General features: G+C 73.7%; 19 protein-coding genes. 11 read left to right on the top strand and 8 right to left on the bottom strand.

Annotated features, from left to right (window positions below; genetic code table 11):
• Nucleotides 1–127: 127 nt before the first annotated feature.
• Together hemG and EIO00_RS14855 are read right to left on the bottom strand one after the other, a co-directional pair.
• A complete protein-coding gene (gene hemG, locus EIO00_RS14860) occupies nt 128–1,606 on the bottom strand; it encodes a protoporphyrinogen oxidase (protein ID WP_140179341.1) in 1,479 nt (492 codons plus the stop codon).
• Nucleotides 1,607–1,690: 84 nt separating this feature from the next.
• Complete coding sequence (locus EIO00_RS14855; protein WP_140179339.1) at nt 1,691–3,160, bottom strand: FAD-dependent monooxygenase; 1,470 nt, start codon at nt 3,158–3,160, stop codon at nt 1,691–1,693.
• Between the two features lie 356 nt (nt 3,161–3,516).
• On the opposite strand from EIO00_RS14855, the gene EIO00_RS14850 reads away from it, so the two are divergent.
• The 3 genes from EIO00_RS14850 (at nt 3,517) to EIO00_RS14840 (ending at nt 5,518) form a co-directional block, all read left to right on the top strand.
• On the top strand, nt 3,517–4,245 hold the full coding sequence (locus tag EIO00_RS14850; RefSeq protein ID WP_140179337.1) for an SDR family oxidoreductase: 729 nt from the start codon (nt 3,517–3,519) through the stop codon (nt 4,243–4,245).
• 36 nt (nt 4,246–4,281) lie between these two features.
• Nucleotides 4,282–4,539, top strand: a complete 258-nt coding sequence (locus tag EIO00_RS14845) for an acyl carrier protein (RefSeq protein WP_206664146.1) — start codon at nt 4,282–4,284, stop codon at nt 4,537–4,539.
• A gap of 100 nt (nt 4,540–4,639) precedes the next feature.
• Nucleotides 4,640–5,518: an NmrA/HSCARG family protein gene (locus EIO00_RS14840; RefSeq protein WP_140179335.1), complete on the top strand. Its 879-nt coding sequence runs from the start codon at nt 4,640–4,642 to the stop codon at nt 5,516–5,518.
• A gap of 109 nt (nt 5,519–5,627) precedes the next feature.
• Here the strand turns inward: EIO00_RS14840 and EIO00_RS14835 are convergent, their stop codons facing one another.
• Complete coding sequence (locus tag EIO00_RS14835; protein WP_140179333.1) at nt 5,628–6,413, bottom strand: SDR family NAD(P)-dependent oxidoreductase; 786 nt, start codon at nt 6,411–6,413, stop codon at nt 5,628–5,630.
• Nucleotides 6,414–6,639: 226 nt separating this feature from the next.
• Here EIO00_RS14835 and EIO00_RS14830 point away from each other — a divergent pair, with 226 nt between their 5' ends.
• The 6 genes from EIO00_RS14830 to EIO00_RS14805 all read left to right on the top strand — a co-directional run bounded on the left by EIO00_RS14830 (nt 6,640) and on the right by EIO00_RS14805 (nt 13,877).
• Nucleotides 6,640–7,668, top strand: coding sequence for a methyltransferase (locus EIO00_RS14830; protein WP_140179332.1), 1,029 nt, complete (start codon nt 6,640–6,642; stop codon nt 7,666–7,668).
• A gap of 110 nt (nt 7,669–7,778) precedes the next feature.
• On the top strand, nt 7,779–9,296 hold the full coding sequence (locus EIO00_RS14825; protein ID WP_140179330.1) for an FAD-dependent monooxygenase: 1,518 nt from the start codon (nt 7,779–7,781) through the stop codon (nt 9,294–9,296).
• Entirely contained in the window at nt 9,289–10,248 is a 960-nt protein-coding gene (locus tag EIO00_RS14820; RefSeq protein ID WP_140179328.1) for an aromatase/cyclase, read from the top strand. Before EIO00_RS14825 ends, EIO00_RS14820 begins: the two co-directional genes overlap by 8 nt.
• A gap of 32 nt (nt 10,249–10,280) precedes the next feature.
• Nucleotides 10,281–11,621 (top strand): FAD-dependent monooxygenase, encoded by a 1,341-nt coding sequence (locus EIO00_RS14815; protein ID WP_206664145.1) that lies wholly within the window; start codon nt 10,281–10,283, stop codon nt 11,619–11,621.
• Nucleotides 11,597–13,114, top strand: a complete 1,518-nt coding sequence (locus EIO00_RS14810) for an FAD-dependent monooxygenase (protein ID WP_140179324.1) — start codon at nt 11,597–11,599, stop codon at nt 13,112–13,114. The genes EIO00_RS14815 and EIO00_RS14810 overlap by 25 nt, the downstream gene beginning before the upstream one ends.
• Nucleotides 13,115–13,133: 19 nt before the next feature.
• On the top strand, nt 13,134–13,877 hold the full coding sequence (locus tag EIO00_RS14805) for an antibiotic biosynthesis monooxygenase family protein (protein ID WP_140179322.1): 744 nt from the start codon (nt 13,134–13,136) through the stop codon (nt 13,875–13,877).
• A gap of 66 nt (nt 13,878–13,943) precedes the next feature.
• On the opposite strand, the gene EIO00_RS14800 is transcribed toward EIO00_RS14805, so the two are convergent.
• From EIO00_RS14800 to EIO00_RS14785, 4 genes are all read right to left on the bottom strand, one after another.
• Nucleotides 13,944–15,827, bottom strand: a complete 1,884-nt coding sequence (locus EIO00_RS14800) for a hypothetical protein (protein ID WP_140179320.1) — start codon at nt 15,825–15,827, stop codon at nt 13,944–13,946.
• Complete coding sequence (locus EIO00_RS14795) at nt 15,824–16,159, bottom strand: 4Fe-4S dicluster-binding protein (protein ID WP_140179318.1); 336 nt, start codon at nt 16,157–16,159, stop codon at nt 15,824–15,826. The genes EIO00_RS14800 and EIO00_RS14795 overlap by 4 nt, the downstream gene beginning before the upstream one ends.
• A 104-nt stretch (nt 16,160–16,263) precedes the next feature.
• On the bottom strand, nt 16,264–17,766 hold the full coding sequence (locus EIO00_RS14790) for a glutamine synthetase family protein (RefSeq protein ID WP_140179316.1): 1,503 nt from the start codon (nt 17,764–17,766) through the stop codon (nt 16,264–16,266).
• A complete protein-coding gene (locus EIO00_RS14785) occupies nt 17,763–19,196 on the bottom strand; it encodes an amidase (protein WP_206664144.1) in 1,434 nt (477 codons plus the stop codon). Before EIO00_RS14785 ends, EIO00_RS14790 begins: the two co-directional genes overlap by 4 nt.
• Nucleotides 19,197–19,449: 253 nt before the next feature.
• Between EIO00_RS14785 and purB the strand changes: the two genes are divergently transcribed.
• Together purB and EIO00_RS14775 are read left to right on the top strand one after the other, a co-directional pair.
• A complete protein-coding gene (gene purB / locus EIO00_RS14780) occupies nt 19,450–20,721 on the top strand; it encodes an adenylosuccinate lyase (RefSeq protein ID WP_140179314.1) in 1,272 nt (423 codons plus the stop codon).
• Nucleotides 20,705–21,106 carry a GNAT family N-acetyltransferase gene (locus tag EIO00_RS14775; protein ID WP_140179312.1) on the top strand — a complete coding sequence of 134 codons (402 nt, stop codon included), beginning with the start codon at nt 20,705–20,707 and terminating at the stop codon, nt 21,104–21,106. The genes purB and EIO00_RS14775 overlap by 17 nt, the downstream gene beginning before the upstream one ends.
• A gap of 251 nt (nt 21,107–21,357) precedes the next feature.
• Here EIO00_RS14775 and EIO00_RS14770 read toward each other — a convergent pair whose 3' ends face one another.
• Nucleotides 21,358–23,094 (bottom strand): ABC transporter ATP-binding protein, encoded by a 1,737-nt coding sequence (locus EIO00_RS14770; protein ID WP_277752882.1) that lies wholly within the window; start codon nt 23,092–23,094, stop codon nt 21,358–21,360.
• Nucleotides 23,095–23,097: the final 3 nt, after the last annotated feature.

Here is a 23,097-nt window from a genome sequence, read left to right as displayed (position 1 = left end):
CCGGGAGAGCCCGCGAGCGGACCCGAGGGGAGGCCGGGGAAGACCCGAGAGACGCCGAAGCGGCCGTGCCCTCGCGCAGGGCACGGCCGCTTCGGCGTCCGGCCGGCGGTCCTGCGGGTCGGTGCGCTCAGGCCCGGACCGCGGCCGGGCGGGCGGGGGCCTCCTTCCGCAGCCAGGCGAGGACCTGGTCGGCCGCCTTCCGGCCGGTGGCCATGCAGACGCCGGCGCCCACCCCGTCGTACAGGGCGCCGCAGACCTCCAGCCCCGGCAGGTCCGCCACGGTCTCGCGGATGCGCCGCACCCGGTCCAGATGGCCCACGGTGTACTGCGGCAGCGCGTCCTCCCAGCGGCTCACCCGGGACGCCACCGGGGCGCCGGCGACGCCGGTGGCCTCGGCGACCTCCGCGGCCGCCAGCGCGACGAGGTCGGCGTCGTCGCGCTGCAGCAGCTCCTCCTCGCCGATCCGCCCCATCGAACAGCGGACGATCTCCAGCTCGCCCGCCATGTGCGGCCACTTCACCGTCGTGAACGTGACCTCCTTGACCGCCTTCCCCTCCACCGCGGGCACCCGGTAGCCGCAGTACCCGCGCCCGGACAGCCCGCCGGGGAACGCCCCGCGCGGGTAGGCGAGGGTGACCGTCGCCAGGCTCGCGTACGGGACCTCGGCGAGCGCCGAGACGGCGCGGGAGGCGCCGGGGACGCCGCTGAGCAGGGCGCCCGCCGGACCGGCCGGCACGGCGATGATGACCGCGTCCGCGTCGAGGAGCTCCGGGTCGGAGGCCGGGCCGACGGTCAGCCGCCACCCGTTCGGCGTCTGCGCGAGCCCGGTGACGCGGGCCCCGGTGCGCACCGTCGCGTCCGGCGAGGCCGCCAGCAGCCCGTCGGCGAGCGCGGCGGGCAGCGAGCCGAGCCCGCCCCGCAGGGTGGCCACCTTCACCGGCTGCGGCTCCTCGCCCTCGGCGGGCCGCGGCGCCAGCGAGCTCGCCGCCTCCGCGAGCGAGGCATGCTTGCGCGCCGCCACCGCCAGCGGGGTCAGCGTGGCCTCGAACGACAGGATCTCCGAGCGCCCGGAGAACACGCTGGCGAGGAAGGGGTCGACCAGCCGGTCCACCACCTCCCTGCCGAACCGTCCCCCCACGTGCTCCGCGACCGAGACGTCGCCGTCCCGCTCGGAGGGCGGCAGCACCAGGTCCTGCCGCGCCCGTTCCAGCCCTTCGGGGGACAGCACCCCGGACGCGGCGAGACCCTCCATGTCGCAGGGCACGCCCATGAACTGGCGGGCGGGCTGCCGGCGGATCTCGCCCCTGGTCCAGATCGCCATCGCCGTGACCCCCGCCGACATGATCCGGTCGCCGAGCCCGGCGTCCTTGATCATCCCGACGGTCCTGGACCGGTTGGCGTAGGTCGACTCGGCGCCCTCATCGACGGCGACGCCCGCCACCTCCGACACCGACAGCTTCCCGCCGATCCGGGAGGACGCCTCCACGACCGTCACCCGGACCGGCTTGTCCCGCAACGAGAACGCCGCCGCCAGCCCTGCGATGCCGCCCCCGACGACGACCACATGGGGGCGTCCGTTCGTTCGGTCCCATCCGTTCTCGGCCATCCGATCTCCTTCGTGCTCACGGTTTCGGGCGGTCTGGTCAGGGCCCCCCGATGAGTCCCCCTCGCCGAGGGCGGCCCGCCGGCGCTACCGGGCGGTGCCGAACCAGGTCTGCAGGGCTTCGGTGAGGTCGTGGTCGCTGCCGGGGCCGGTCCAGGCGATGTAGCCGTCGGGGCGGACGAGGACGGCGTCCAGGGCGGGGTCGGGGACGGTCTCCCAGGCGGCGGTGATGAGGTCGACGCGGTCGGCCCAGCCGGCGGCGCGGTGGGCGATGTGCTCGGCGGCCGGGGTGGTGATGAGGAGGCCGCGTGCGGTGTGCAGCAGGTCGGCGGTGCGGGCGGGGGTGCCGTCGGAGAGGGTGAGGCGGAGGTCGGGGGGGATGCGTTTGCCCAGCAGGGGGTGGTCGCCTTTGCCGAGGTCGTAGCGGATGCCCAGGCCGCTGAGGAGTCCGGCGATGTGTTCGGCGGCGTCCTTGCGGGCCAGGAGCTCGCCCATCACCTCCCGCACCGGGTCCATGGCCTCGTCGCCCAGGTAGAGCCGGGACGCGGCGCGGGCGTTGCGGATCAGCAGTTCGCCGATGGGGCGGCGTTCGGCCTGGTAGGTGTCGAGCAGCCCGTCGGGGGCCCAGCCGTTGACCGCGGCGGCCAGCTTCCACCCCAGGTTCACCGCGTCCTGCAGCCCGGCGCTGAGCCCCCACGCGGCCAGCGGCGGGATCTCGTGCGCGGCGTCGCCCGCCAGGAACACCCGGCCGCGCCGGTACTCGGCGGCCAGCGCGTCGGAGTTGCCGCAGGCCCACACCCACCGGGGCTCGGCGTGGCGGATGGACTCCCCGGTGAGCCGCTCCCAGGCGTCGGCGACCTCCTCGAACGTCAACGCGGCGGGATCCGGGCGGGCCGGCAGGTCGGGGTCGTGCACGACGATGCGGAACCGGCCGTCCCCCAGGGGGGTGCACACCACCATGCGCCCGCCGGGCAGGCGTTCCCCGATGGGCCGGGGCCGGGGCGCCGCCCCGGTGATCTCCGCGGTGTACATGCCCCGCGTGGACTCCCGGCCGGAGACCGGGATGCCGGCCAGCCCGCGGACGGTGCTCCCGGCGCCGTCGCAGCCGACCAGGTACGCGACGTCGGCCCGGCCGGGGCCGTCGGGGCCGGTGTAGGAGACCTCGACCCCCGAGGGGGTCTGCCGGAACCCGGTCACCTCATGCCCGCGGCGCACCGGAACCCCCAGGTCGGCCAGCCAGCCGAGCAGGGCCGCCTCGGTCCTGGCCTGGGACAGGCCCAGCACGCCGCTGTGATCCTCCTCCAGGGCGCCGAGGTCGAAACGGACCCCTCCGAAGTGTCCCATCGGGCCCCATCGGAATTCGCCCAGCCGGGACAGCAGACCGCGCTGCTCCAGCGACTCGGCGGCCCGCCTTGTGAAACCCAGGGCGCGGGATTCCTCGGCCGGGGCGGTCAATTTGTCGAAGACCACCACGTCCACCCCGCCCAAACGGAGTTCACCGGCCAGCATCAGACCGACGGGCCCGGCACCGACCACCATGACGTCAGCGATTCGCATGTTCCGGTCCTCCGTGCCGTGGCACTGATCGACCACCGTGAAGCTACCCACCGCCGTGTTCACCCACAATGAGTGAAATTCCGGCGCGCGCCGCAGGTCCGTTCGACTGTGCATTTCACGCGGTTGAACGTCCGGTTCCACGGCAACGTCGGAGATGCCCGCGGGATTTTCGTTCCCGCAGGGTGAATGCGTGTGCAATTCATCCCCCGGGATCGGGCCGTCCGGCGGCCGGATCGGTGCCTTTGCGCATTCGGCCTTGCGACCGGCGGCGCGGTGGGCGCCGTGCGGAGCGGGCGCCGGAGGCGGGGCGCGGGAGTCGCGCACGGAGGCCGACTGTCTGCCCGGAAGGAGGAGACGTGCCGGTCGGCAGGATCGCGCTCATCACCGGAGCCACCAAGGGCATCGGGTTCGCCGCCGCGCGGCGGCTGGGCGAACGCGGGGTCGTCGTCCTCGTCGGCGCACGGGACGAGGTGCGCGGCAAGCGGGCCGCGGACGCGCTGGCGGCCGACGGCGTCACGGCGGTGCCGCTGCTGTTGGACGTGACCGACCCCGACTGCGCGGCCGAGGCCGCCCGCGAGATCGACCGGCGGTACGGCCGCCTGGACATCCTGGTCAACAACGCCGGCATCGCCGGCGGCTTCACCGGGAGGCCCAGCGAGGCGACCGCCGCCGACCTGCGGGAGGTCTATGAGACCAACGTCTTCGGCGTGGTCACGGTGACCAACGCGATGCTGCCGCTGCTGCGCCGCTCCCCGGCCGGCCGCATCGTCAACCTCTCCAGCCACCTGGGGTCGCTGACCCTGAGCACGGACCCGGGGGCGCCGTTCGCGGGCGTCAACATGATCGCCTACCAGTCCTCCAAGACCGCGGTGAACGCCCTCACGGTCGCGTACGCCAAGGAGCTGCGCGGGACCCCGATCAAGGTCAACGCCGCCCTTCCCGGAGAGGTCGCCACCGACATCAACGGACACCGCGGCCGCAGGACGCCCGACGAGGGGGCGGCGATCGTGGTCCGGCTCGCGCTGTTGGACGAGTCCGGGCCGTCGGGGGAGTGCCTGTCGGACGAGGGACCCGTTCCGTGGTAGCGCGGAACGCCGCTGAACACAGAAAGGGGACCGGCTGTGAGCCAGTTCACCATCGGAGAACTGCAGACCATCATGCGCCAGTGCGCGGGGGAGGCCGAGGACGCGCTGCCCCTGGAACAGGCGCCCGACCAGCCCTTCGACGAGCTGGGCTATGACTCCCTGGCGCTGTTGGAGACCTACAGCAGGATCGAGCGGGACTACGGCATCGCGATCTCCGAGGAGGAGGTCGAGGGGATCAACACCGCCCGACAGCTGGTGGACTTCGTCAACTCGCTGCTGAAGGCGGCGGCCTGACCGACGGGAGGACGGCGGCCGCCCCGCCCCCTCGCGGAGCGGCCGCCGCCGCATCGGCCCGCCGGGCCGATGCGGCGGGCGACGGACACGGAGGAGAGCGGTGGCGGTTGAAGGCGCGATCCTGGTGCTGGGCGGCACCGGCCGGCAGGGCGGAGCCGTGGCCCGCGAGCTGCTGCGGCGCGGGCACGACGTGCGCGCCCTGGTGCGCGACCCGCACAAGGAGCGGGCGCGGGAGCTGGAGCGGGCGGGCGCGGTGCTCGTCCGCGGCGACCTGGACGATGAGGAGTCGCTGCTGGCGGCGATGCAGGGCGTCCACGGGGTGTTCAGCGTGCAGACCTTCCTCGGCCCCGGCGGGGTCGCGGCCGAGGAGCGGCAGGGCAAGGCGGTGGCCGACGCCGCGGTCCGCGCCGGGGTGAGGCACCTGGTCTACAGTTCGGTCGGCGGCGCCGACCGCGACACCGGCGTCCCGCACTTCGACAGCAAGCACCGGATCGAACGGCACCTGGAGACGCTCGACCTGCCGGTGACGGTGCTGCGGCCGGTCATGTTCCACGACGTCCTCCTCGACATCCCGCCGCGTCCGGAGGGGGACGGGCTCGTACTGAGCCTGTGGCTGAACCCGCGGACGCCGGTGCAGCTCATCGCGACCGGCGACATCGGGGCGTTCGCCGCGGACGCCTTCGAGGACCCCGACGCCTGGGTCGGCCGCCGGGTGGAGATCGCCGGGGATGAGCTGACCGGGCCGCAGATGGCCGCGGCGTTCCAGGCCGTGTCCGGCGTCCCGGTCCGCTACCGGCCGCTGCCCATCGAACGGTTGCGCGCGACCCGCCCCGACCTGGCCGCCATGTTCGACTGGTTCGAGCGCGACGGCTACCACGCCGACCTGCCCGCGCTCCGCCGGATCAGGCCGGACCTGCTCTCCTTCGAGGAGTGGCTGCGCGCCCACTGGACGGCTCCGTCGGTCGCGGCGCGGAGCTGACGGAGCACGGTCGGCCGCGGGCGCCGGGCCGGACGCCCGCGGCCGACACGCCGGCGCGGCCGTCCCCCGGCCGATCGGAATCGGCCGGGGGACGGCGCCGCGACGAGGCTCAGTAGTTCCCCAGACCGCCGCAGACGTTGATCGCCTGCGCCGTCACCGGGGCCGCGGCGTCGGAGATCAGATAGGCGACGAGGCCGGCCACCTCCTCGGGGGTGGAGTAGCGGCCGAGCGGGATCTTCGCCTCGAACCGCCGGAGGATCTCCTCCTCGGTGGTCTCGTAGTGCGCCGCATACCCCTGACGCACCCGCTGCGCCATCGGGGTCTCCACATACCCCGGGCAGACGGCGTTGACCGTGACGCCGGTCTTGGCCAGCTCCAGGCCCAGGGCCTTGGTGAATCCGACGACGCCGTGCTTGGACGCCGAGTAGGGGGCGCCGAGCACGACCCCCTGCTTGCCGCCGGTCGAGGCGATGTTGATGATCCGGCCCCAGCCGCGCTCGACCGGCCGCGCCTCCCTGAGCACCTCGCGCGTCACCAGGAAGACGCTGTTGAGGTTGGTGTCGATGACGTCGTACCACAGCTCGTCGGGGATCTCCGCGGTGACGCCGCCGCCGTTGCGCCCGGCGTTGTTGACCAGGACGTCGATCCGGCCGTACCGCTTCAGCGCGGCGCCGACCAGGCGGCGCACGTCGCCCGGTTTGCGGACGTCGGCGGCCGTCCCGTCGACGTCGTGACCGTCGGCCCGCAGCTTGTCCACCGTCTCGCGTACCGCCTCGGCGTTCCGCGCGCAGATGAACACGCCCAGTCCCCGGCCGGCCAGATCCTCGACGATGGCCCGGCCTATTCCGCTCGTCCCGCCGGTGACCAGCGCGATCCGCCGTTCGTTGTCCGCCATTCAGCCTGCTCCTTCATGCGATGGACACCAGGTTGGAACAGCGTCGCCCGCATCACCGGATTCTCGGTCGAGAGCCGATGGAAAAACCGCTGTTTCGACCGCGCGGAATCTTCAGTTGAACGTCCCGACGTTCAAGGCGGCACTTTCCGATAATGCGGAAGTTGTCGGGGGAGAAGCGCCGATCTAGGGTCTGGAAACCACGAAAAAGAGCTCAGGAGGAAAAGTCATGCCTGCAGCGCCCGCAGTTCGCGATCAATCCGCCGCGTATTCGCTGCTGGAGTTGATCCAGGGGGCCGTGATCACTCAGGCGATCTTCGCCGCGGCCAGGCTCGGCGTCGCCGACGTGCTCGCCGACGGCCCGCTGCCGGCCGAGGAGATCGCCAAGCGGGTCGGCTCCGACCCCGACGCGACCTACCGGATCCTGCGCACGCTCTCCGGCTACGGGGTGTTCGCCCGGCGGCCCGACGGCCGGTTCGAGAACACGCCGATGTCCGACAAGCTCCGCGACGACGCGCAGGACTCCATGCGCGGCATGGCCCTGCTGATGGGGCACCCCCTGCTCTGGGAGGAGTGGGGCCATCTGATCAGCACCGTGGAGACCGGCGAGCCGAACCTGCCGAAGCTGCGCGGCATGGAGGCGCTGGACTTCTTCCACGCCACCCCCGACTACGCGGCCGTGTTCTTCCATGCGTTCGGCAAGCTCTCGGAGACGGAGACCGACCCGGTGCTGGCCGCCTACGACTTCTCCCGGTTCCGCACGGTCGTGGACGTGATCGGCGGGCGCGGCACCCTGCTGGCCGGCATCCTCCGGCAGTCCCCCGAGACCCGGGGCGTGCTGTACGACTCCGAGACCGCGACCGCGGACTCGCCCGCCCTGTTCAAGGAGGCCGGGGTGGCGGACCGGGTCACCATCGAGCACGGCGGCTACTTCGACAAGCTGCCGGCGGGCGGCGACGCCTACGTGCTCAAGCACATCCTGCACGACTTCACCGAGGACAAGGCGCTGACGGCACTGCGGAACGTGCGCGAGGCGATCGCCCCCGACGGCAGGCTGCTGGTGATGGAGTACCTGCTCCCCGAGAACAACCGGCGCCACCTCGGCAACATCATCGACCTGTGGCTGATGCTGATGCTGGGCGCCCGTGACCGCACGCTCGAGGAGTACACCGAGCTGCTCGCCCGCGCGGACCTGAAGGTCACCCGGGCCGTTCCCACCAGCGCCCCGATCTCGATCATCGAGGCGATCCCCGTCTGAGACGGCCGACGCCGCCCCCAACGAGCCCTCCACCCCGCGCGCCCCGCGGCTCGCCGAGCGGGACGGACGCCGCGGAGGGCTCGGGCGGCACTCATGGGTGAGGACGCGACATGGACACGGATGTCATCGTCATCGGAGCCGGCCCCACGGGGTTGACGCTCGCGGCCGAGCTCCGCCTCGGCGGCGCCGACGTCATCGTCTTCGAACGACGGACCGAGCGGAGCTGGGAGTCGCGCGGCATCGGGGTCACCGCGCGCGCCACCGAGATGTTCCACCAGCGCGGGCTGCTCGACCGCCTGGAGAACATCGAGATCACCAGACAGGGGCACTTCGGCGGCATCCCGATCGACTTCGGGGTGCTGGAGGGGTCGCACTTCGGCATGCGCGGCGCCCCCCAATACAAGATCGAGGAGATGCTCGAGGGGTGGGCGCTGGAGCTGGGGGCGACCCTGCGCCGCGGCCACGAGCTCGTCGACCTGAGGGACGGCCCGGACGGCGTCACCGCGGTCGTGCACGGCCCCGACGGGCTCCGCGAATGCACCGCCCGCTACCTGGTGGGCTGCGACGGCGGACGGAGCACCGTCCGGCGCCTCGCCGGCTTCGCGTTCGTCGGCACCGACGCCACCCGCGAGATGTACCTGGCGGACGTGCGGGGCTGCGACATCGAGCCGCGGCCGATCGGTGAGCTGCTGCCCGACGGCATGGTCATGGCGGCGCCGCTGGAGCAGGGCTACACCCGCATCATCGTGTGCGAGAACGGGACCCGCCCGGACCGGGACCGCACGACCACCTTCGCCGAGGTCGCCGACGCCTGGCAGCGGCTGACCGGCGACTCCATCCACCACGGCGAGGCGCGCTGGGTGAGCAGCTTCACCGACGCCACCCGCCAGGTCACCGAATACCGGCGCGGCCGGGTGCTGCTGGCCGGGGACGCCGCGCACATCCACCTCCCCGCCGGCGGCCAGGGGATGAGCCTGGGCGTGCAGGACGCCTTCAACCTGGGGTGGAAGCTGGCGGCCACCGTCCGGGGCCGGGCCCCCGAGGACCTGCTCGACACCTACCACTCCGAGCGCCACCCGGTGGGGGCGCGGGTCCTGCGCAACACCCTCGCCCAGGGGACGCTCAACCTCGCCGGCAAGCCGGCCGAGCCGCTGCGGGCCGTCATGGCCGAGATCATCGCGCTCCCCGTGGCGGCGCGGCACCTGTCCGGCATGGTGAGCGGACTCGACATCCGCTACCCGATGGCCGGGCCGGACCCGGCCCGGCCGGCGCACCCCCTGCTGGGCGCCCGGATGCCCGACCGCGAGCTGGAGCTCGTCGACGGCGGCCGTGAACGGACCGCACGGCTGCTGCACCCCGCGCGGGGCGTCCTGATCACCGCCGACGCCACCGGCGCGACGGCCCGGGCCGCCGCCGGCTGGTCCGACCGCGTCGACCTGGTCCGGGTGCGCGCCTTCCCCCCGGGACCGGAGGACGGCGGCGCGGCCGCCGAGTCGGCGCTCATCCGCCCCGACGGCTACATCGCCTGGGTCGCCCCGGACGGGGGCGACCTGACAGACGCCCTGCGGCGCTGGTTCGGAGAGGCCGCCCCGGCCCCCGCGCATCGAGAGGAGCACGCCCATGCCTGAGAACGCCGTCCGCGAGACCGAGCACCGCATCGACGTCGACGCCCCCGCCGAGCGGGTGTACGCGCTGATCGCCGACGTCGGCGGATGGCCGGAGATCTTCCCCCCGACCGTGCACGCCGAGGTCGTCGAACGGGACGGCGATGAGGAGCTGATCCGGCTCTGGGCGACCGCCAACGGCTCGGCCAAGACCTGGACGTCCCGGCGGCGGCACGACCCCGAGCGCAAGACCGTCTCCTTCCGCCAGGAACGCTCCCAGCACCCGGTCGGCGGCATGGGAGGCGCCTGGGTGGTGGAGCCGGTCTCCGCGGACTCGTGTCGGGTGCGCCTGCTGCACGACTTCCACGCGGCGACCGACGACCCCGCCGACCTGGAGTGGATCAGCCGGGCGGTCGACCGCAACAGCACGGCCGAGCTGCAGGCGCTGAAGGCCGCCGCCGAGGCGACCGGCCCCGATGAGCTCCTCACCTTCGACGACACCGTGACCGTCGACGGCGACGTCAAGGACGTCTACGACTTCCTCAACGAGGCGCAGCTGTGGAGCGAGCGGCTCCCGCACGTCGCGCGGGTGTCGCTGCAAGAGGACATGCCCGGGCTGCAGATCCTGGAGATGGACACCAGGACCAAGGACGGCGGCGTCCACACCACGCGCTCGGTGCGCGTGTGCCGGCCGGCGACGAGCATCGTCTACAAGCAGATCGTCCTGCCCGCGCTGCTGTCGCTGCACACCGGCCGCTGGCTGATCGAGGAGCGCGACGGCGGCGGGGTGTCGGTGACCTCGCGGCACACGGTGCGGATCAACGCCGACCGCATCGCCGAGGTGCTCGGCCCCGACGCGACCGTGCAGACCGCGCAGGAGTTCGTCCGCACCGCCCTGAGCGGCAACAGCACGGCCACCCTGCGCCTGGCCAAGGCCTACGCCGAGGACATCGGCGGCGGGCGCGCACGGTCGTGAACCGGTCCCCGACGGCCGCGCAGGTCCTCGTCGTGGGCGCGGGCCCCGTGGGGCTGCTGCTGGCCTGCGAACTGGCCCGGGCCCGGGTGCGGGTGGTCGTCGTGGAGCGGCTGGCCGCCGCGATGAACGAGTCGCGGGCGAGCCAGCTCACCGCGCGGACCGCCGAGCTGCTGCACGAACGCGGGTTCGATGCGCTGCTCGCCGAGGCCGGGCACGAGCCGCGGGCGCACTTCGGCGGCCTGGGGTTCGACCTGTCGGAGGCGGACAGCGGGCACTGGGGCAACTGGAAGGTGCCCCAGTACCGCACCGAGGCCGCCCTGGCCGAGCGCGCGGCGGAGCTGGGGGTGCCCCTGCTGCGCGCGCACGAGCTGGTCGAGCTGACCCGGCGGCCGGACTGCGTCGTCTGCGGGATCCGCGGCCCCCGGGGACCCCTGCGCATCCGGGCCGAGTACGTGGTGGGCTGCGACGGGGCCCGCAGCACGGTGCGCCGACTGGCGGGCGTCCCCGTGACGGCCGTGCCGGCGACGAGGGAGCTGCTGCGGGCCGACGTGACCGGGGTGCGCGTCCGCGACCGCCGGTTCCAGCGGCTGGAGCGCGGGTTCGCGGTCGCGGCGACCCGCGGCGGCGTCACCCGGGTGATGGTGCACGTGTTCGGCCGCGCGCCGGCCGAGCGCACCGGCCCGCCCGACTTCGCGGAGGTCGTCGCGGCCTGGAAGAAGGTGACCGGGGAGGACATCTCCGGCGGCGACCCCCTGTGGGTGGACGCCTTCGACAACGCCAGGGGACAGGCCGACCGCTACCGGAGCGGCCGGGTGCTGCTGGCCGGGGACGCCGCCCACTGGCATCTGCCGGTCGGCGGCCAGTCGATCAACCTCGGGCTGCAGGACGCGGTCAACCTCGGCTGGAAGCTCGCCGGGACCGTGCACGGCTGGGCCGCGCCGGGACTGCTGGACACCTACCACGCCGAACGGCATCCCGTCGCGGCCCGGATGCTCGACTACGTGGCGGCCCAGGAGCTGCTGATGCTCGGCGGCCCCGAGGTCGAGCCGCTGCGCGCGGTGTTCGCGGAGGTGCTCGGCGTGGAGCGGGCCCGGGCCCATCTGGCGGCGGTCATGAGCAACCTCGACGACCGGTACGGCCCGCCCGGGCCCGCGCCGATGGGACGGCGCGTCCCCAACCCGCGGCCGCGCACCGAACCGGTCGTCGTGCGCCCCGGCTCCCCCGACACGGCCCCTCTCCTGCTGCGCCCCGACGGCCATGTCGCCTGGGTCGGCGAGGAAGGGCTGGAGGAGGCGATCAGAGGACTGATCCGCACTCGAGCGATCCCTAGAGAAGACGAGGAAGGGCGATGCGGGACTGTGACACGGACGTGATCATCGTGGGGGCGGGCCCCACCGGGCTCATGCTCGCGGGCGAGCTCCGCCTCCAGGGCATCGAGGTCGTCGTGCTGGAACGGCTGACCGAGCCGATGCGGCAGTCGCGCGCGCTCGGCTTCTCCGCCAGGACCATGGAGGAGCTCGGGCAGCGCGGGCTGCTGGAGCGGTTCGGCGACATCGGCGTGATACCGGTCGGCCACTTCGGCGGCATGCCCTTGGACTACACCATCGTGCCGGGCGGCAACTTCGGCGTGCGGGGGGTGCCGCAGGCGTTCACCGAGGCCGTCTTGAACGAGTGGGCGACCGGGCTCGGCGCCGAGATCCGCCGAGGCTGGGAGCTCACCGCCCTGACCGCCGACGAGGAGGGGGTCGAGGTGCGGGCCGACACCCCCGACGGCCCGCGCACCCTGCGCGCCGGCCACGTGGTCGGCTGCGACGGCGCGCGCAGCGCCGTCCGGACCCTGTCCGGCATCGACTTCCCCGGCTATGAGCCCACCATCGAGATGCTGATGGCCGACGTCTCCGGCGTCCAGGTGCGGATCCGCCCCAGCGGCGAACGCAGCGACGCGGGCATGGCCGTCGTGCTGCCCGCCGGCCCGGGCGTCACGCGCGTGGTGGTCTTCGAGCGGGACGCGGGCGTGCGGCCGACCGACGAGCCCCCCTCCTTCGCGGAGGTGGCGGCCGCCTTCCGGCGGGTGACCGGCGAGGACATCAGCGGCGGCACGCCGCTGTGGCTCAGCAGCTTCACCGACGCCAGCCGCCAGGCCGCCCGGTACCGCAAGGGCCGGGTGTTCCTGGCGGGGGACGCGGCGCACATCCACATGCCGATCGGCGCGCAGGGCATCAGCGCGGGACTGGGCGACGCGGTGAACCTCGGCTGGAAGCTCGCCGCCGAGATCCGCGGCCACGCCCCGGCCGGGCTGCTGGACACCTACCACACCGAACGGCACCCCGTCGGGGCCCGCATCCTGGCCAACACCCTCGCCCAGCGCGCCCTCTACCTCGGCGGCCCCGAGATGGACCCGCTGCGGTCGGTCTTCGCCGAGCTGATGGCCTACGAGGACGTCCAAAGGCTCCTGGTCGGCATGGTCACCGGGCTGGACATCGCCTACGACGCCGGCCCCGGCGACCATCCGCTGCTCGGCCGCCGGCTGCCGGACTTCGAGCTCGCCTGCGACGCCGGCGCCCGGACCGCCTTCGAGCTGCTGCACGGCGGGCGCGCCTTCGTCCTGGACCTGCGCGGCGACGCGGACCTGCGCGCCGCCGCCGAGCCGTGGCGGGACCGCGTCGACCTCGTCACCGCGACGACCCATCCCGGCGGCCCGCTCGCGGACGCCGACGCCGTGCTGGTCCGGCCGGACGGCTACATCGCCTGGATCGGGTCGGGCGGGAGCGAGGCGGCCGGCCTGACCGACGCCCTGGCCCGCTGGTTCGGCGAGCCCGGCGACACCCGCAGCCGACCGGCGCCCGCCGTCGCCGCGAGCGCCTGAACGCGACCGAGGAGGAACCATGCCCTTCATCGACCCCGAGGACGGCTACCTGACCGTCATCAACCTGTTCAAGACCACCGCCTGGGGCCGGGTGGACCGGCTCGTCGCCGAGATGAGGTCGATCGTCGACACTGCGGCGTTCCCCGGCTGGATCTCCAGCACGGTGCACCGCGGCGTGGACATGCCGGGGACGGCGAACTTCATCCAATGGCGCGGCATGGCCGACCTGGAGGCGCGCTACGACGACGACACGTTCAAGCACCACACGATCCCGGTCTTCCGGGAGATCACCTCCTTCGTGCGGCTGATGCAGACCGAGGCGGTGCTGAGCCGGCGTCACCCCTCGCTGGGCGAGGTCACCGAGATCTCCCCCGACCGTGACGACTACACCGTCATCGAGATCCTCGACGTGGAGCCCTCCGCGCAGGGCGAGCTGATCTCCCTGCTGGAGACGACCCACTCCTGGCTGCAGGACGTCCCCGGCTACCGCTCGCAGAGCGTGCTGCGCGGCATCCGCTCCCGCAACCTGGACGGCGGCGGAGGCGCCCTGGCGGCCGTGGGCACCGACAACGACTTCGTCGTGGTCTACTCCCAGTGGGCCGACCGGGAGTCCCATGCGGCGTACCGCACCCGGGAGGAGGCCCCCTGGGCGTCCGCCCGGCGCGCGTTCATCGCCAAGCGGGACTCCCTGACGAAGGCCGTGGACTGGAACGGCTACCGCGTCGTGCACACCCGCTCCGCCGGGCGGCCCGCGGCGGCCTGACCCCTCCGTCCCGGACACGCGTCGCGGGGCCCCGACCTTCCGGGTCGGGGCCCCGCGTTCGCGTCGTCAACCGGCGATCTTCTCCCAGTGCCAGCGGGGGTCGAACGAGGTGACCTCGATCGTCGCGCCCCGGGCGACCAGCTCGGCGGCCAGGGTGGTGGCCCGCGCCACGAACGCCGAGGCCCGGTGCGTCGCCAGCAGGTCCTGCTCATCGAACGGCGGGCCCTCGCAGCGCAGCAGCCGCAGGTCCACGAACCCCTGGAAGGCGCGGTCCAGGATCCGCACCGGCTGCGGGCTGCGGATGGTGAAGCGCACCTTGGCGGCCACATGCCCGTTGTGGTGCTGGTCGGAGTGGTGGGCGAGGTCGGGGACGGCGGGAGGCACGAAGTGGTCGCGGGCCGCGACCTCGGGCGTCTTCGGGAGGTTCCCCGCCACGAAGTGCCAGGAGTTGTACTGCATCCGCGAGGAGATGGCCCAGGAGACGTCGGCCAGGTGCGCCGCCGAGTCCCCGAAGAACCGCCGGGCCTGCGGCGCGGGCACCACGCAGCAGAAGAAGTGCGGGATCTCCCAGCCGACGATCGTGGCGAACGCCTCCTCGCGCAACGCCGCGATCAGGGCTGGCAGCGACCGCATCCCGCGGCTCATCGCGAAGTCGGCCTCGAACGCCGCCTGCGCCGCGCGCACGACCTCGTACACCACCGACTCCAGGCCCGTCCCGAACTCGCCGTGCGGCTCGGCCAGCCACTCGGGGGAGGCCTCCAGGGCCGCGGTCAGCTCCGCGAGGGTGTCGCCGGCGATCGGGAGCCGGCCGCGCAGCCGCGCGCACAGCTCCGCCTCCCGCCGGCGCGCCTCCCGCCCGACGGGACCGGCGACCCGTTCGACCTTGTGCAGCAGCGGACCGTGGATCTCCCGGTAGAGCTGCGCCCGGCGGAGGACCTCCCGGCGCCGCTCGGCGACCGCCTCGGCGAGCCGGAGCAGATCCTCCACCCGCGTCGAGGCCGCGGGCGGCACCGGGTCCTCGGCGACGACCGCGTTGTAGCGCAGGCGCGTCCGTTCGAGCAGGTGGGCCACGTGGTCGAGGGAGAGCTGCGTCCCGTTGGCCTCCTCGATCCGGGCGTAGCCGCCCGACCGCACCAGCAGCATGAGGCAGACGACCATGAGCGCGTCGTCGTCCGCCCACAGCTCCGGCGGCACCTCCGTCAGGCTGCTCAACGCGCAGTCGGGATGCCCCGGCCACAGCGTCTTGCCGGTCAGCGTGTTGGGGTCGCGGAAGTTGGTGTACTGCCGGTCCCCGGCGTACAGGATGAACGGGGCGGTCCGCAGCGCCGCCTCCGTCAGGTCCTCCAGCAGGGCGCGGCGGCCGTCGGCGCCGGCCGCCGCCAGCCATCGGCGGCAGTCGGCGACCGAGTCGCGCCGGCGGGCGTCGGCCCGGGCCAGCTCGGCCCGGTAGGCGGCCAGGTCGGCCGCCGACCACGGCACCCGCAGCACGCCGCCGACCAGCCTCTCGGTGCGGCTCAGCGGGCCCTTGGCGGGGACCCGCACCACGAGCCGTCCGCTGGTGTTCAACCCGATCTCGCCGAGGAACGCGACGTCGGCCCGCTCGCCGGCCCGCTCGTCGGCCCGCCCGGCGTCCCGCCAGGAGCGGCCGACCAGGACCTTCAGTGCGCACTCGTCCTCGACCGGCAGCGCCCGCAGCTGGACGTCGGCGGGCACGTGCCCGGCGAGCGTGAGCAGGGCGTCCACGGCCGTGGCCAGGTCCGGCGCGGCGGTCGCCTGCCGCCAGGCCCGCTTCAGCAGCGTCGGGAACCCGGCGTCCTCGGGCAGCGGATAGTCGGGTTTGCCCGCCGTTCCGGCCCGCTGGCCGAGCCTGCTGGGCCGGCGGCTCTGCCGCGCCTTCGCCAGCGCGGCCCGGCGGGAGAGGGCGGGGTCGCGTTCGATGGGGACGGTCATGCCGCACCTCCGGCGGTCAGGGCGACGTGGTCCCACAGCCGGGGCTCGGTGGGGGTCCACTCCTCGTCCACGTAGATGCAGTCGACGGGGCACACCATCACGCACACCGGACAGCCGGAGCAGAGCTCGGGGATGATCACGACGTTGAGCCCGTCGTCGACGATCGCCCCGAATTCGGGCGGACAGTTGCGCCGGCAGGTGTCGCAGGTGATGCATTCGGATGTCTCGATGCGGCGCGGCGGCTTGCGCCAGTTCTCGTCGCGGGACCGCCGCGCGATGCGCTCGGCGCGCCCCGCGGCGGCTGCGGGGGAAGTGTCTTTCGTCCACGGCATGCCGTGCTCACCTCACACAGGTTCGATCCCGTCGGGGCGGTGACCGCATCGGCGGGGGCGGGATTCGGCGACTCGGCGGGGCGGGATTCGGCGACGCGGGGCCTTCAGAAGACGCCGAAGTACTCGCGGTGCTCCCATTCGGTGACCTCGTCCGCGGCCCGTGCGGGGCGTTCGGCCGCGCACCAGGCCTCGAACCTGGCCGCCTCGCTCTCCTTGAGCTTGATCAGGCACGCCTTGAGCGGCGCGCCGAGCAGCCGTTCGGCGTCGTCGCTCTCGCGGAACGCCTCCAGCGCCTCGCGCAGCGTCCGGGGCAGCGGCGGCCGGGCGACGTCGTCCGCCGGGACTCCGGACAGCAGCCCCTCCAGGCCCGCGTGCAGCTGGGCCGCGATGGCCAGGTAGGGGTTGGCGCACGGCTCCCCGACACGGTTCTCCACATGCACGGAGGGGCCGTCGCCGAGCACCCGGACCATCGCGCGGCGATCCTCGACCCGCCAGTCCGTCGCCGTCGGCGCGAGCTCGAACTCCGGCGACAGCCGCCGGTAGCCGTTCACGGTCGGCACCGACAGCAGGCACAGCTCCCGCGCGCGGGACAGCAGGCCGCCGATGTAGGCCTCGGCGTCGGCGGAGACGCCGTCCCGGGCGTCGTCGGGGGCGAACAGGTTGCGGGAGGTCTTGGTGCTCGCGACCGACTGGTGAAGGTGCCAGCCGCTGGGGTCGAAGCCCGCGATGCGCGGCAGGCTCATGAAGGACGCGTGGTGGCCGCGCCGCCTGCACTCCTGCTTGACCCGGGTGCGGAACAGCAGCATCGCGTCCGCGGCGTCCAGGGCCAGCATCGGGTCGAAGGTCGTCTCCAGCTGCCCGGGGCCGGACTCGTGCTCGAACGAGCGCAGGGGCAGGCCCAGCTCCATCAGCAGCACGGCCAGCGCGTCGGCGACGTGGGCCACCGAGTCGTAGTGGCCGTCGAGGTTGAACTGGTATCCGCTGTTCACGGCCTCCACCTCGGGGGCGGCCCCCTGGAGGCCGAAGCCGTTGCCCTCGTTGCCCGCCGGGCCCCCGGTCAGCCGGGTGAGGTACCACTCGACCTCCAGGCCGATGACCGGGGCCAGGTCGTGCCGGGCGTACTCGGCGCAGATCCGGCGCAGGGCGCCGCGGGCGGAGAGCGGGTGGGGCGTGCCGTCGCGCAGGTACTCGTCCCCGAGCACCCACGCGGTCCGCGGCCCCTCCGCCCGGGGGAGCACCTGGAAGGTGCACGGGTCGGGGACGAGCACGAAGTCGCCGGCGCCCCGCAGCGCCGCGACTCCCACCCCGGCGTCGGCGCGGAAGTCGACGGCGACGGCGTGGCCGGTGTCGAACAGGAACGGCCCGGAGCTGAAGTCCATGCCGTTCCGCAGCACCGAGCGGAACACGTTCGCGGGGACCGTCTTGGAGCGGGCGAGCCCGTGCGGGTCGCAGAACGCCACCCGGACCAGGTCGACCCGGTCCAGCTGCGACTCGACCCACTCGGCCGCGGCGGCCCGCCGGTCGTCCCACAGGCCGAACTCGGCCACGAACGCGGGACTTCCGACGCCGCCCCGCCCGGTGGGCGCGGACCATGGTCTGGAGCTCATGGGTCTTCTCTTTCCGTTGCTCTCTCTGGTGCGGCGACTGGGGGGATGAGGGTGAGGCCGAGCTCCCTCTCCAGGAGCCCGGCGGTGGAGAGGACGAGGTCGTCGGCGCCGACCCCGCCCACCAGCTGGAGCCCGACCGGGAGCCCGTCCGGCGTGCGGCCCACGGGCAGCGACAGGGCGGGCTGGCCGGTGAGGTTGAACGGGTAGGTCGCCGGGGACCACGCCAGCCAGAGCAGGTCCGCCGGGTCGGCGGCCCAGGGCGGGGCGATCGCGTCGGCGGCGAACGGCTCGATCGGGACGGTCGCCATCGCCAGCAGGTCGTAGGCCTCCATCACCGCGGCGAGCCGGGCCCGCAGCGCCAGCCGCGCCCGCTGGGCGCGGGCGACCGCGGCGCCGCTCAGCGAGCGCCCGTACCGCACGACCGCGAGCCGGTCCGGATCGCACCAGGGCTCGTCCTGCGGCGCGGTCTCGGCGGCGTCGGCGGCGGCCAGCAGATCCACCAGGACGGCGTACGGGTCGGAGAAGGGGACCTCGATGCGCTCGACGCGGTGCCCCAGCGCGGCCAGCGCCGGCGGGACGTCCTCGAGGACCTTGCGGACCGGCTCGGCGGTCCGGGGGAACTCGAGCCAGCCGATGCGCAGCGGGCCGCGTCCCGCCGCGGGCTCGGGCGGGGCCGTCAGCGAGTCGGGGTCGCGCCGGTCGGGGCCCGCCAGGACCGCCATCAGCTCGACGACGTCGGCGACGCTCCGCGCGAGCGGCCCGAGGTGGGACAGCCGCTCGGCGCAGGGCGGCACATAGGGGATGCGGCCCAGGGAGGGCTTGAACCCGACCACTCCGCAGAACGCGGCGGGGATGCGGACCGATCCGGCGCCGTCGGTGCCCAGCGAGGCGGTGCACAGGCCCGCCGCCACGGCGGCCGCCGCCCCGCCGCTGGAGCCGCCGGCGGTCCGCTCCGGCGCCCAGGGGTTGCGGGTGGGGGAGGACACCCGGCTGACGGTGCTCGCGCTCCACCCGTGCTCCGACGTCGTCGTCTTCCCGATGACGATCGCGCCGGCGGCGCGGAGCCGGGCCACGGCGGGCGCGTCCGCGGCGGGGCGGGGGTTCGGCAGCAGCGACCCCCGCCGGGTGGGCAGGTCCCGCGTCTGGATCAGGTCCTTCACCGACACCGTGACGCCGAGCAGCGGTCGGCCGCGGAAGGCGGCCTCGCCGAGGCCGGCGATGAGGCGGTCGGCGGCCTCCGCCTCCAGGAGCGGGCGGTCGCGGGCGACCTCGACGTAGGCGCCGACCCGCGGGTCCGTCCCGTCGATGGCCTCCAGCACGGCCCGCACCTGCTCGGTGACCGTCGAACGACCTTCGAGGAACGCGCGCCGGGTTTCATGGACGCCGCGGCGGAGCAGTTCCTCATTCGTCGTCTCTGGGAAGGCTGGCATGAAACCACTAAAGGCCTTCAGAGGAATGTCGGACAACTCGAAGATTGCGGTTCAACCGACCCCGGAGGCAAGCTCGGATAAATGTGTTCGCGCTGGTCGGCGGGGGTCCAGTTCAACTGCGGCGCGGATGTTCCCCGCTGAGGGCAATCGGCGAGAAAAACCGGGGAGCGTGCGGTCGCGCGGGTGTGCGGCACGTCGCGCAATTCATTATCCTGCGGAATGCAGGCTGTTTTCTGGATGATGGACGGCGGTCATGATATCTCGTTATTCGCTTCCGGAAATGGCGGAGCTGTGGTCCGATCAGACCCGGTACGCCACCTGGGCCAGGGTGGAGGTCCTGGCCTGCGAGGCGCAGGCCCTGCTCGGCCGGGTCCCCGAGAGCGCCCTGGCGGACATCCGGAACGCCCCGGTGCCCTCGGCGGAGCGCGTCGCCGAGCTCGAGCGCGAGCGCGACCATGAGGTCCTGTCCTTCCTCGCCGCCTTCTGCGAGGGCATGCCGGCCGACTCCGCCCGCTGGGTGCACCTGGGCATGACGAGCTACGACCTGGTGGACACCGCCCTCGGGCACACCCTCGCCCGGGCCTGCGACCTGCTGATCGGGGCCGCGAGGCGGCTGCGCGCGGTGCTGGTGGACAGGGCGGTGGAGCACTGGGAGACGGTGTGCATCGGGCGCACCCACGGCATGCACGCCGAACCCACCACCTTCGGCCACAAGCTCGCCGGGTTCGCCTTCGCGATCGACCGGTCGATCCGGCGGCTCGAGGCCGCGCGCGAGCAGGTCGCCGTGGGCACGATCTCCGGCTCCGTCGGGACCTACGCGTTGATCGACCCCTTCGTCGAGCAGCACGTGTGCGGGGCGCTCGGCCTCGGCGTGGAGCCCGTTCCGAGCCAGATCGTGGCCCGCGACCGGCACGCCCAGCTCCTCCAGGCGGTCGCGACGCTGGGGGCCTGCATCGAGCAGATCGCCACCGAGGTGCGGCTGCTGTCGCGCAGCGAGGTCCGCGAGGTGGAGGAGCCCCGGACGGTCGCCTACCAGGGGTCCAGCGCCATGCCGCACAAGCGCAACCCCACCACCAGCGAGCGGCTGTCCGGGCTGGCCCGGCTGCTGCGCGGATACGCCGACACGGCGCTGGAGGACGTGGCGCTGTGGCACGAGCGGGACCTGTCCCACTCCTCCGTCGAGCGGGTCGTCCTGCCGGACGCGCTCACGATCGCGCACTACCAGGCGACGGCGGCGGCGGACCTGGTGGCGGGGCTGCAGGTGTTCCCCGGCCGGATGCGCGCCGCGATCTCCCAGAGCGAGGGTCGGGTCTACAGCTCGGCCGTGCTCGCCGACCTGCTGGAGAGCGGCGGCGACCGCGAACGGGCCTACCGGATGATCCAGGACGCCGCCAACGGCGAGGACTTCCTCACCCTGCTCAAGACCGAGGGGATCGAGACCGACCACCTGCGGCCCGAGCGTTTCCTCGCCCGCCACGACGTCGTCTACAAGCGGCTGGAGGCCCTTCGTGACCTGGACGATTGAGCGCGAGCACGGCACCGACCTGGACCTGGAGGAGGTCCTGAGGGTCTACCGGGACTCGGGACTGGGCGAACGCCGCCCGATCGAGGAGACCGAGCGCATGGCGGCGATGGTGCGCAACGCCAACCTGATCGTCACCTGCCGCGTCGACGGCGAGCTGGTGGGCATCGCGCGCAGCGTCTCGGACTTCTCCTATGTGACCTACCTGTCCGACATCGCCGTCGTCCGCTCCCACCAGCGCTCGGGCATCGGCCGGCGGCTCATCGAGGCGACGCGCAGGGAGGCGCCGCAGGCCAAGATCGTGCTGCTGGCGGCGCCCGCGGCACGGGAGTACTACCCCCGCATCGGCTTCGCCCCGCATGACTCCGCCTGGGTGCTGAACCCCTGACCCCCGGACCGTCGGCCCGGAGCGGGCCCCGGCCGGTCGGCGGGGCGCTCCGGGCGCGCCCGTTCCCACGGCGCCGGCCCCGCCTCTGCCTTCGCCGCCCCCTCCCCGCGCGTCCGCGGGGTCCGCTCCGGGCGTGTCCGCGGCGCGAGCCGGCCCGATGGATCCGCATCGGCCCGCATGATCCGGACCTGCGCGCACCGGCCCGCGCCGGTCCCGCGTCCGCTCCCTGCCGTCGTTCCCCCGAGGGTCGTTCAGGCCACCGGGGCGGAGTCCCGGGCGACCAGCGCCGCGTAGCGGCCGCCGAGCGCCAGCAGCTCCTCGTGGGTGCCGCGTTCGACGATCTCGCCCCGGTCCAGCACGATGATCTCGTCCGCGTCGCGGATGGTCGACAGCCGGTGGGCGACCGTGATGGTGGTGCGGCCCGCGCTCGCCGCCTCGATGGCCGCCTGCACGGCCTGCTCGGTCTGCGTGTCCAGGGCGCTGGTGGCCTCGTCCAGGACCAGGATCGGCGGATCGCGCAGGATCGCGCGGGCGATCGCCAGCCGCTGCTTCTCTCCGCCGGAGAACCGGTATCCGCGCTCGCCGACCACGGTGTCGTAGCCGTCGGGCAGGGACATCAGATAGTCGTGGATCTGCGCGATCTTCGCCGCGGCGACCAGCTCCTCGTCGGTCGCGTCGGGCTTGGCGAACCGCAGGTTCTCGGAGACCGAGGCGTGGAACAGATAGGTCTCCTGGGAGACGACGCCGACCGCGGAGGCGAGCGTGTCGAAGGACATCTCGCGCACGTCGACGCCGTCGATGGTGACGGAGCCGGACGTCACGTCGTACAGACGCGGCACGAGATAGCTGAGGGTGGTCTTGCCCGAGCCGGTCTCCCCGACGATCGCGAGGCTGTGCCCGGCGGGGACGGTGAGGTCGATGTCGCGCAGCGTCGGCCGGTCCGCCCCGGCGTAGGTGAAGCACACCCCGCGCATGCGCACCTCGCCGCGCAGCTTCGCCGGCTTGACGGGCCGCTCCGGCTCGACGATGTCCACGGGCGTGTCCAGGTACTCGAAGATGCGGGCGAACAGCTCCAGCGAGCTCTGGATGTCCAGGTTGACGCTCAGCAACCGCTGCGCCGGGCGGAACAGGGCCTGCTGGAGCGTGGTGAAGGCGACCAGCGTGCCCAGGGAGACGGCCATGCCGCCGCCCGCGGTCATGCCCGCCACCCAGTAGATCACCGCGGGCATGGAGGCCATCACGATCCAGATCGTGGACTGGTGCCACAGGCCCGCCGTGCCGGCCCGCACCTCCAGGTCGGCGAGCCTGCGGGACTGGGCGGAGAAGGTGTCGGTCAACGAGCGGGAGCGGCCCATGGTGTGCCCGAGCATGATCCCGCTGACCGACAGCGACTCCTGCACGATCGAGGAGAGCTCGGCGAACTGGCGCTGCCGCTCGCGGCTGATGGCGCGGCGCTCGCCGCCGACCCGGCGGCTCACCCACACGAACCCCGGGAGCATGGTCAGCGAGGCCAGGGTGAGCCGCCAGTCGAGCAGCAGCATGGCGGTGGTCGTGGCGATGACGATGGTCGCGTCCGACACCAGCGCCGTGACGGTGGTCGTCACGGTGGCCTGCATGCCGCCGATGTCGTGGGCGATGCGCGACTGCACCTCGCCGGTGCGGGTGCGCGTGAAGAAGGCCAGCGACATGCGCTGCAGGTGCGCGTACACCGCGGTGCGCAGGTCGTGCATGACGAGCTGGCCGACCTTGGTGGACAGATGGGTCTGCCAGACGTTGAACGCGCTGTTGACGACCGAGGCGACGATCATGCCGAGGGCCAGCAGCGTCAGCAGGCCCGTCCTGCCCTGCGGCAGCGCCACGTCCATGATCTCGCGGATCAGGAACGGGTTGATCAGGGAGACCAGCGCCGACCCCACGACGAGGGCGGCGACCAGCAGCAGGCTCCCGCGGTAGGGACGGAACAGCCGCAGGATGCGCCGCTTCGGCACGGG

The sequence above is a fragment of the Thermomonospora catenispora genome (genome assembly GCF_006363815.1).
In the GTDB taxonomy this organism is placed as follows: domain Bacteria; phylum Actinomycetota; class Actinomycetes; order Streptosporangiales; family Streptosporangiaceae; genus Thermomonospora; species Thermomonospora catenispora.
The sequence above is the reverse complement of the archived record's forward strand: the minus strand, read 5'-3'. Positions and strand labels throughout refer to the sequence as shown.

Excerpts from the sequence above, each read along its gene's own strand:
- EIO00_RS14835 (WP_140179333.1), bottom strand. The coding sequence starts at position 6,413 with ATGGCGGACAACGAACGGCGGATCGCGCTGGTCACCGGCGGGACGAGC.
- EIO00_RS14825 (WP_140179330.1), top strand. The coding sequence starts at position 7,779 with ATGGACACGGATGTCATCGTCATCGGAGCCGGCCCCACGGGGTTGACG.
- EIO00_RS14800 (WP_140179320.1), bottom strand. The coding sequence starts at position 15,827 with ATGACCGTCCCCATCGAACGCGACCCCGCCCTCTCCCGCCGGGCCGCG.
- hemG (WP_140179341.1), bottom strand. The coding sequence starts at position 1,606 with ATGGCCGAGAACGGATGGGACCGAACGAACGGACGCCCCCATGTGGTC.
- EIO00_RS14830 (WP_140179332.1), top strand. The coding sequence starts at position 6,640 with ATGCCTGCAGCGCCCGCAGTTCGCGATCAATCCGCCGCGTATTCGCTG.
- EIO00_RS14810 (WP_140179324.1), top strand. The coding sequence starts at position 11,597 with ATGCGGGACTGTGACACGGACGTGATCATCGTGGGGGCGGGCCCCACC.
- EIO00_RS14785 (WP_206664144.1), bottom strand. The coding sequence starts at position 19,196 with ATGCCAGCCTTCCCAGAGACGACGAATGAGGAACTGCTCCGCCGCGGC.
- purB (WP_140179314.1), top strand. The coding sequence starts at position 19,450 with ATGATATCTCGTTATTCGCTTCCGGAAATGGCGGAGCTGTGGTCCGAT.
- EIO00_RS14795 (WP_140179318.1), bottom strand. The coding sequence starts at position 16,159 with ATGCCGTGGACGAAAGACACTTCCCCCGCAGCCGCCGCGGGGCGCGCC.
- EIO00_RS14790 (WP_140179316.1), bottom strand. The coding sequence starts at position 17,766 with ATGAGCTCCAGACCATGGTCCGCGCCCACCGGGCGGGGCGGCGTCGGA.
- EIO00_RS14805 (WP_140179322.1), top strand. The coding sequence starts at position 13,134 with ATGCCCTTCATCGACCCCGAGGACGGCTACCTGACCGTCATCAACCTG.
- EIO00_RS14855 (WP_140179339.1), bottom strand. The coding sequence starts at position 3,160 with ATGCGAATCGCTGACGTCATGGTGGTCGGTGCCGGGCCCGTCGGTCTG.
- EIO00_RS14820 (WP_140179328.1), top strand. The coding sequence starts at position 9,289 with ATGCCTGAGAACGCCGTCCGCGAGACCGAGCACCGCATCGACGTCGAC.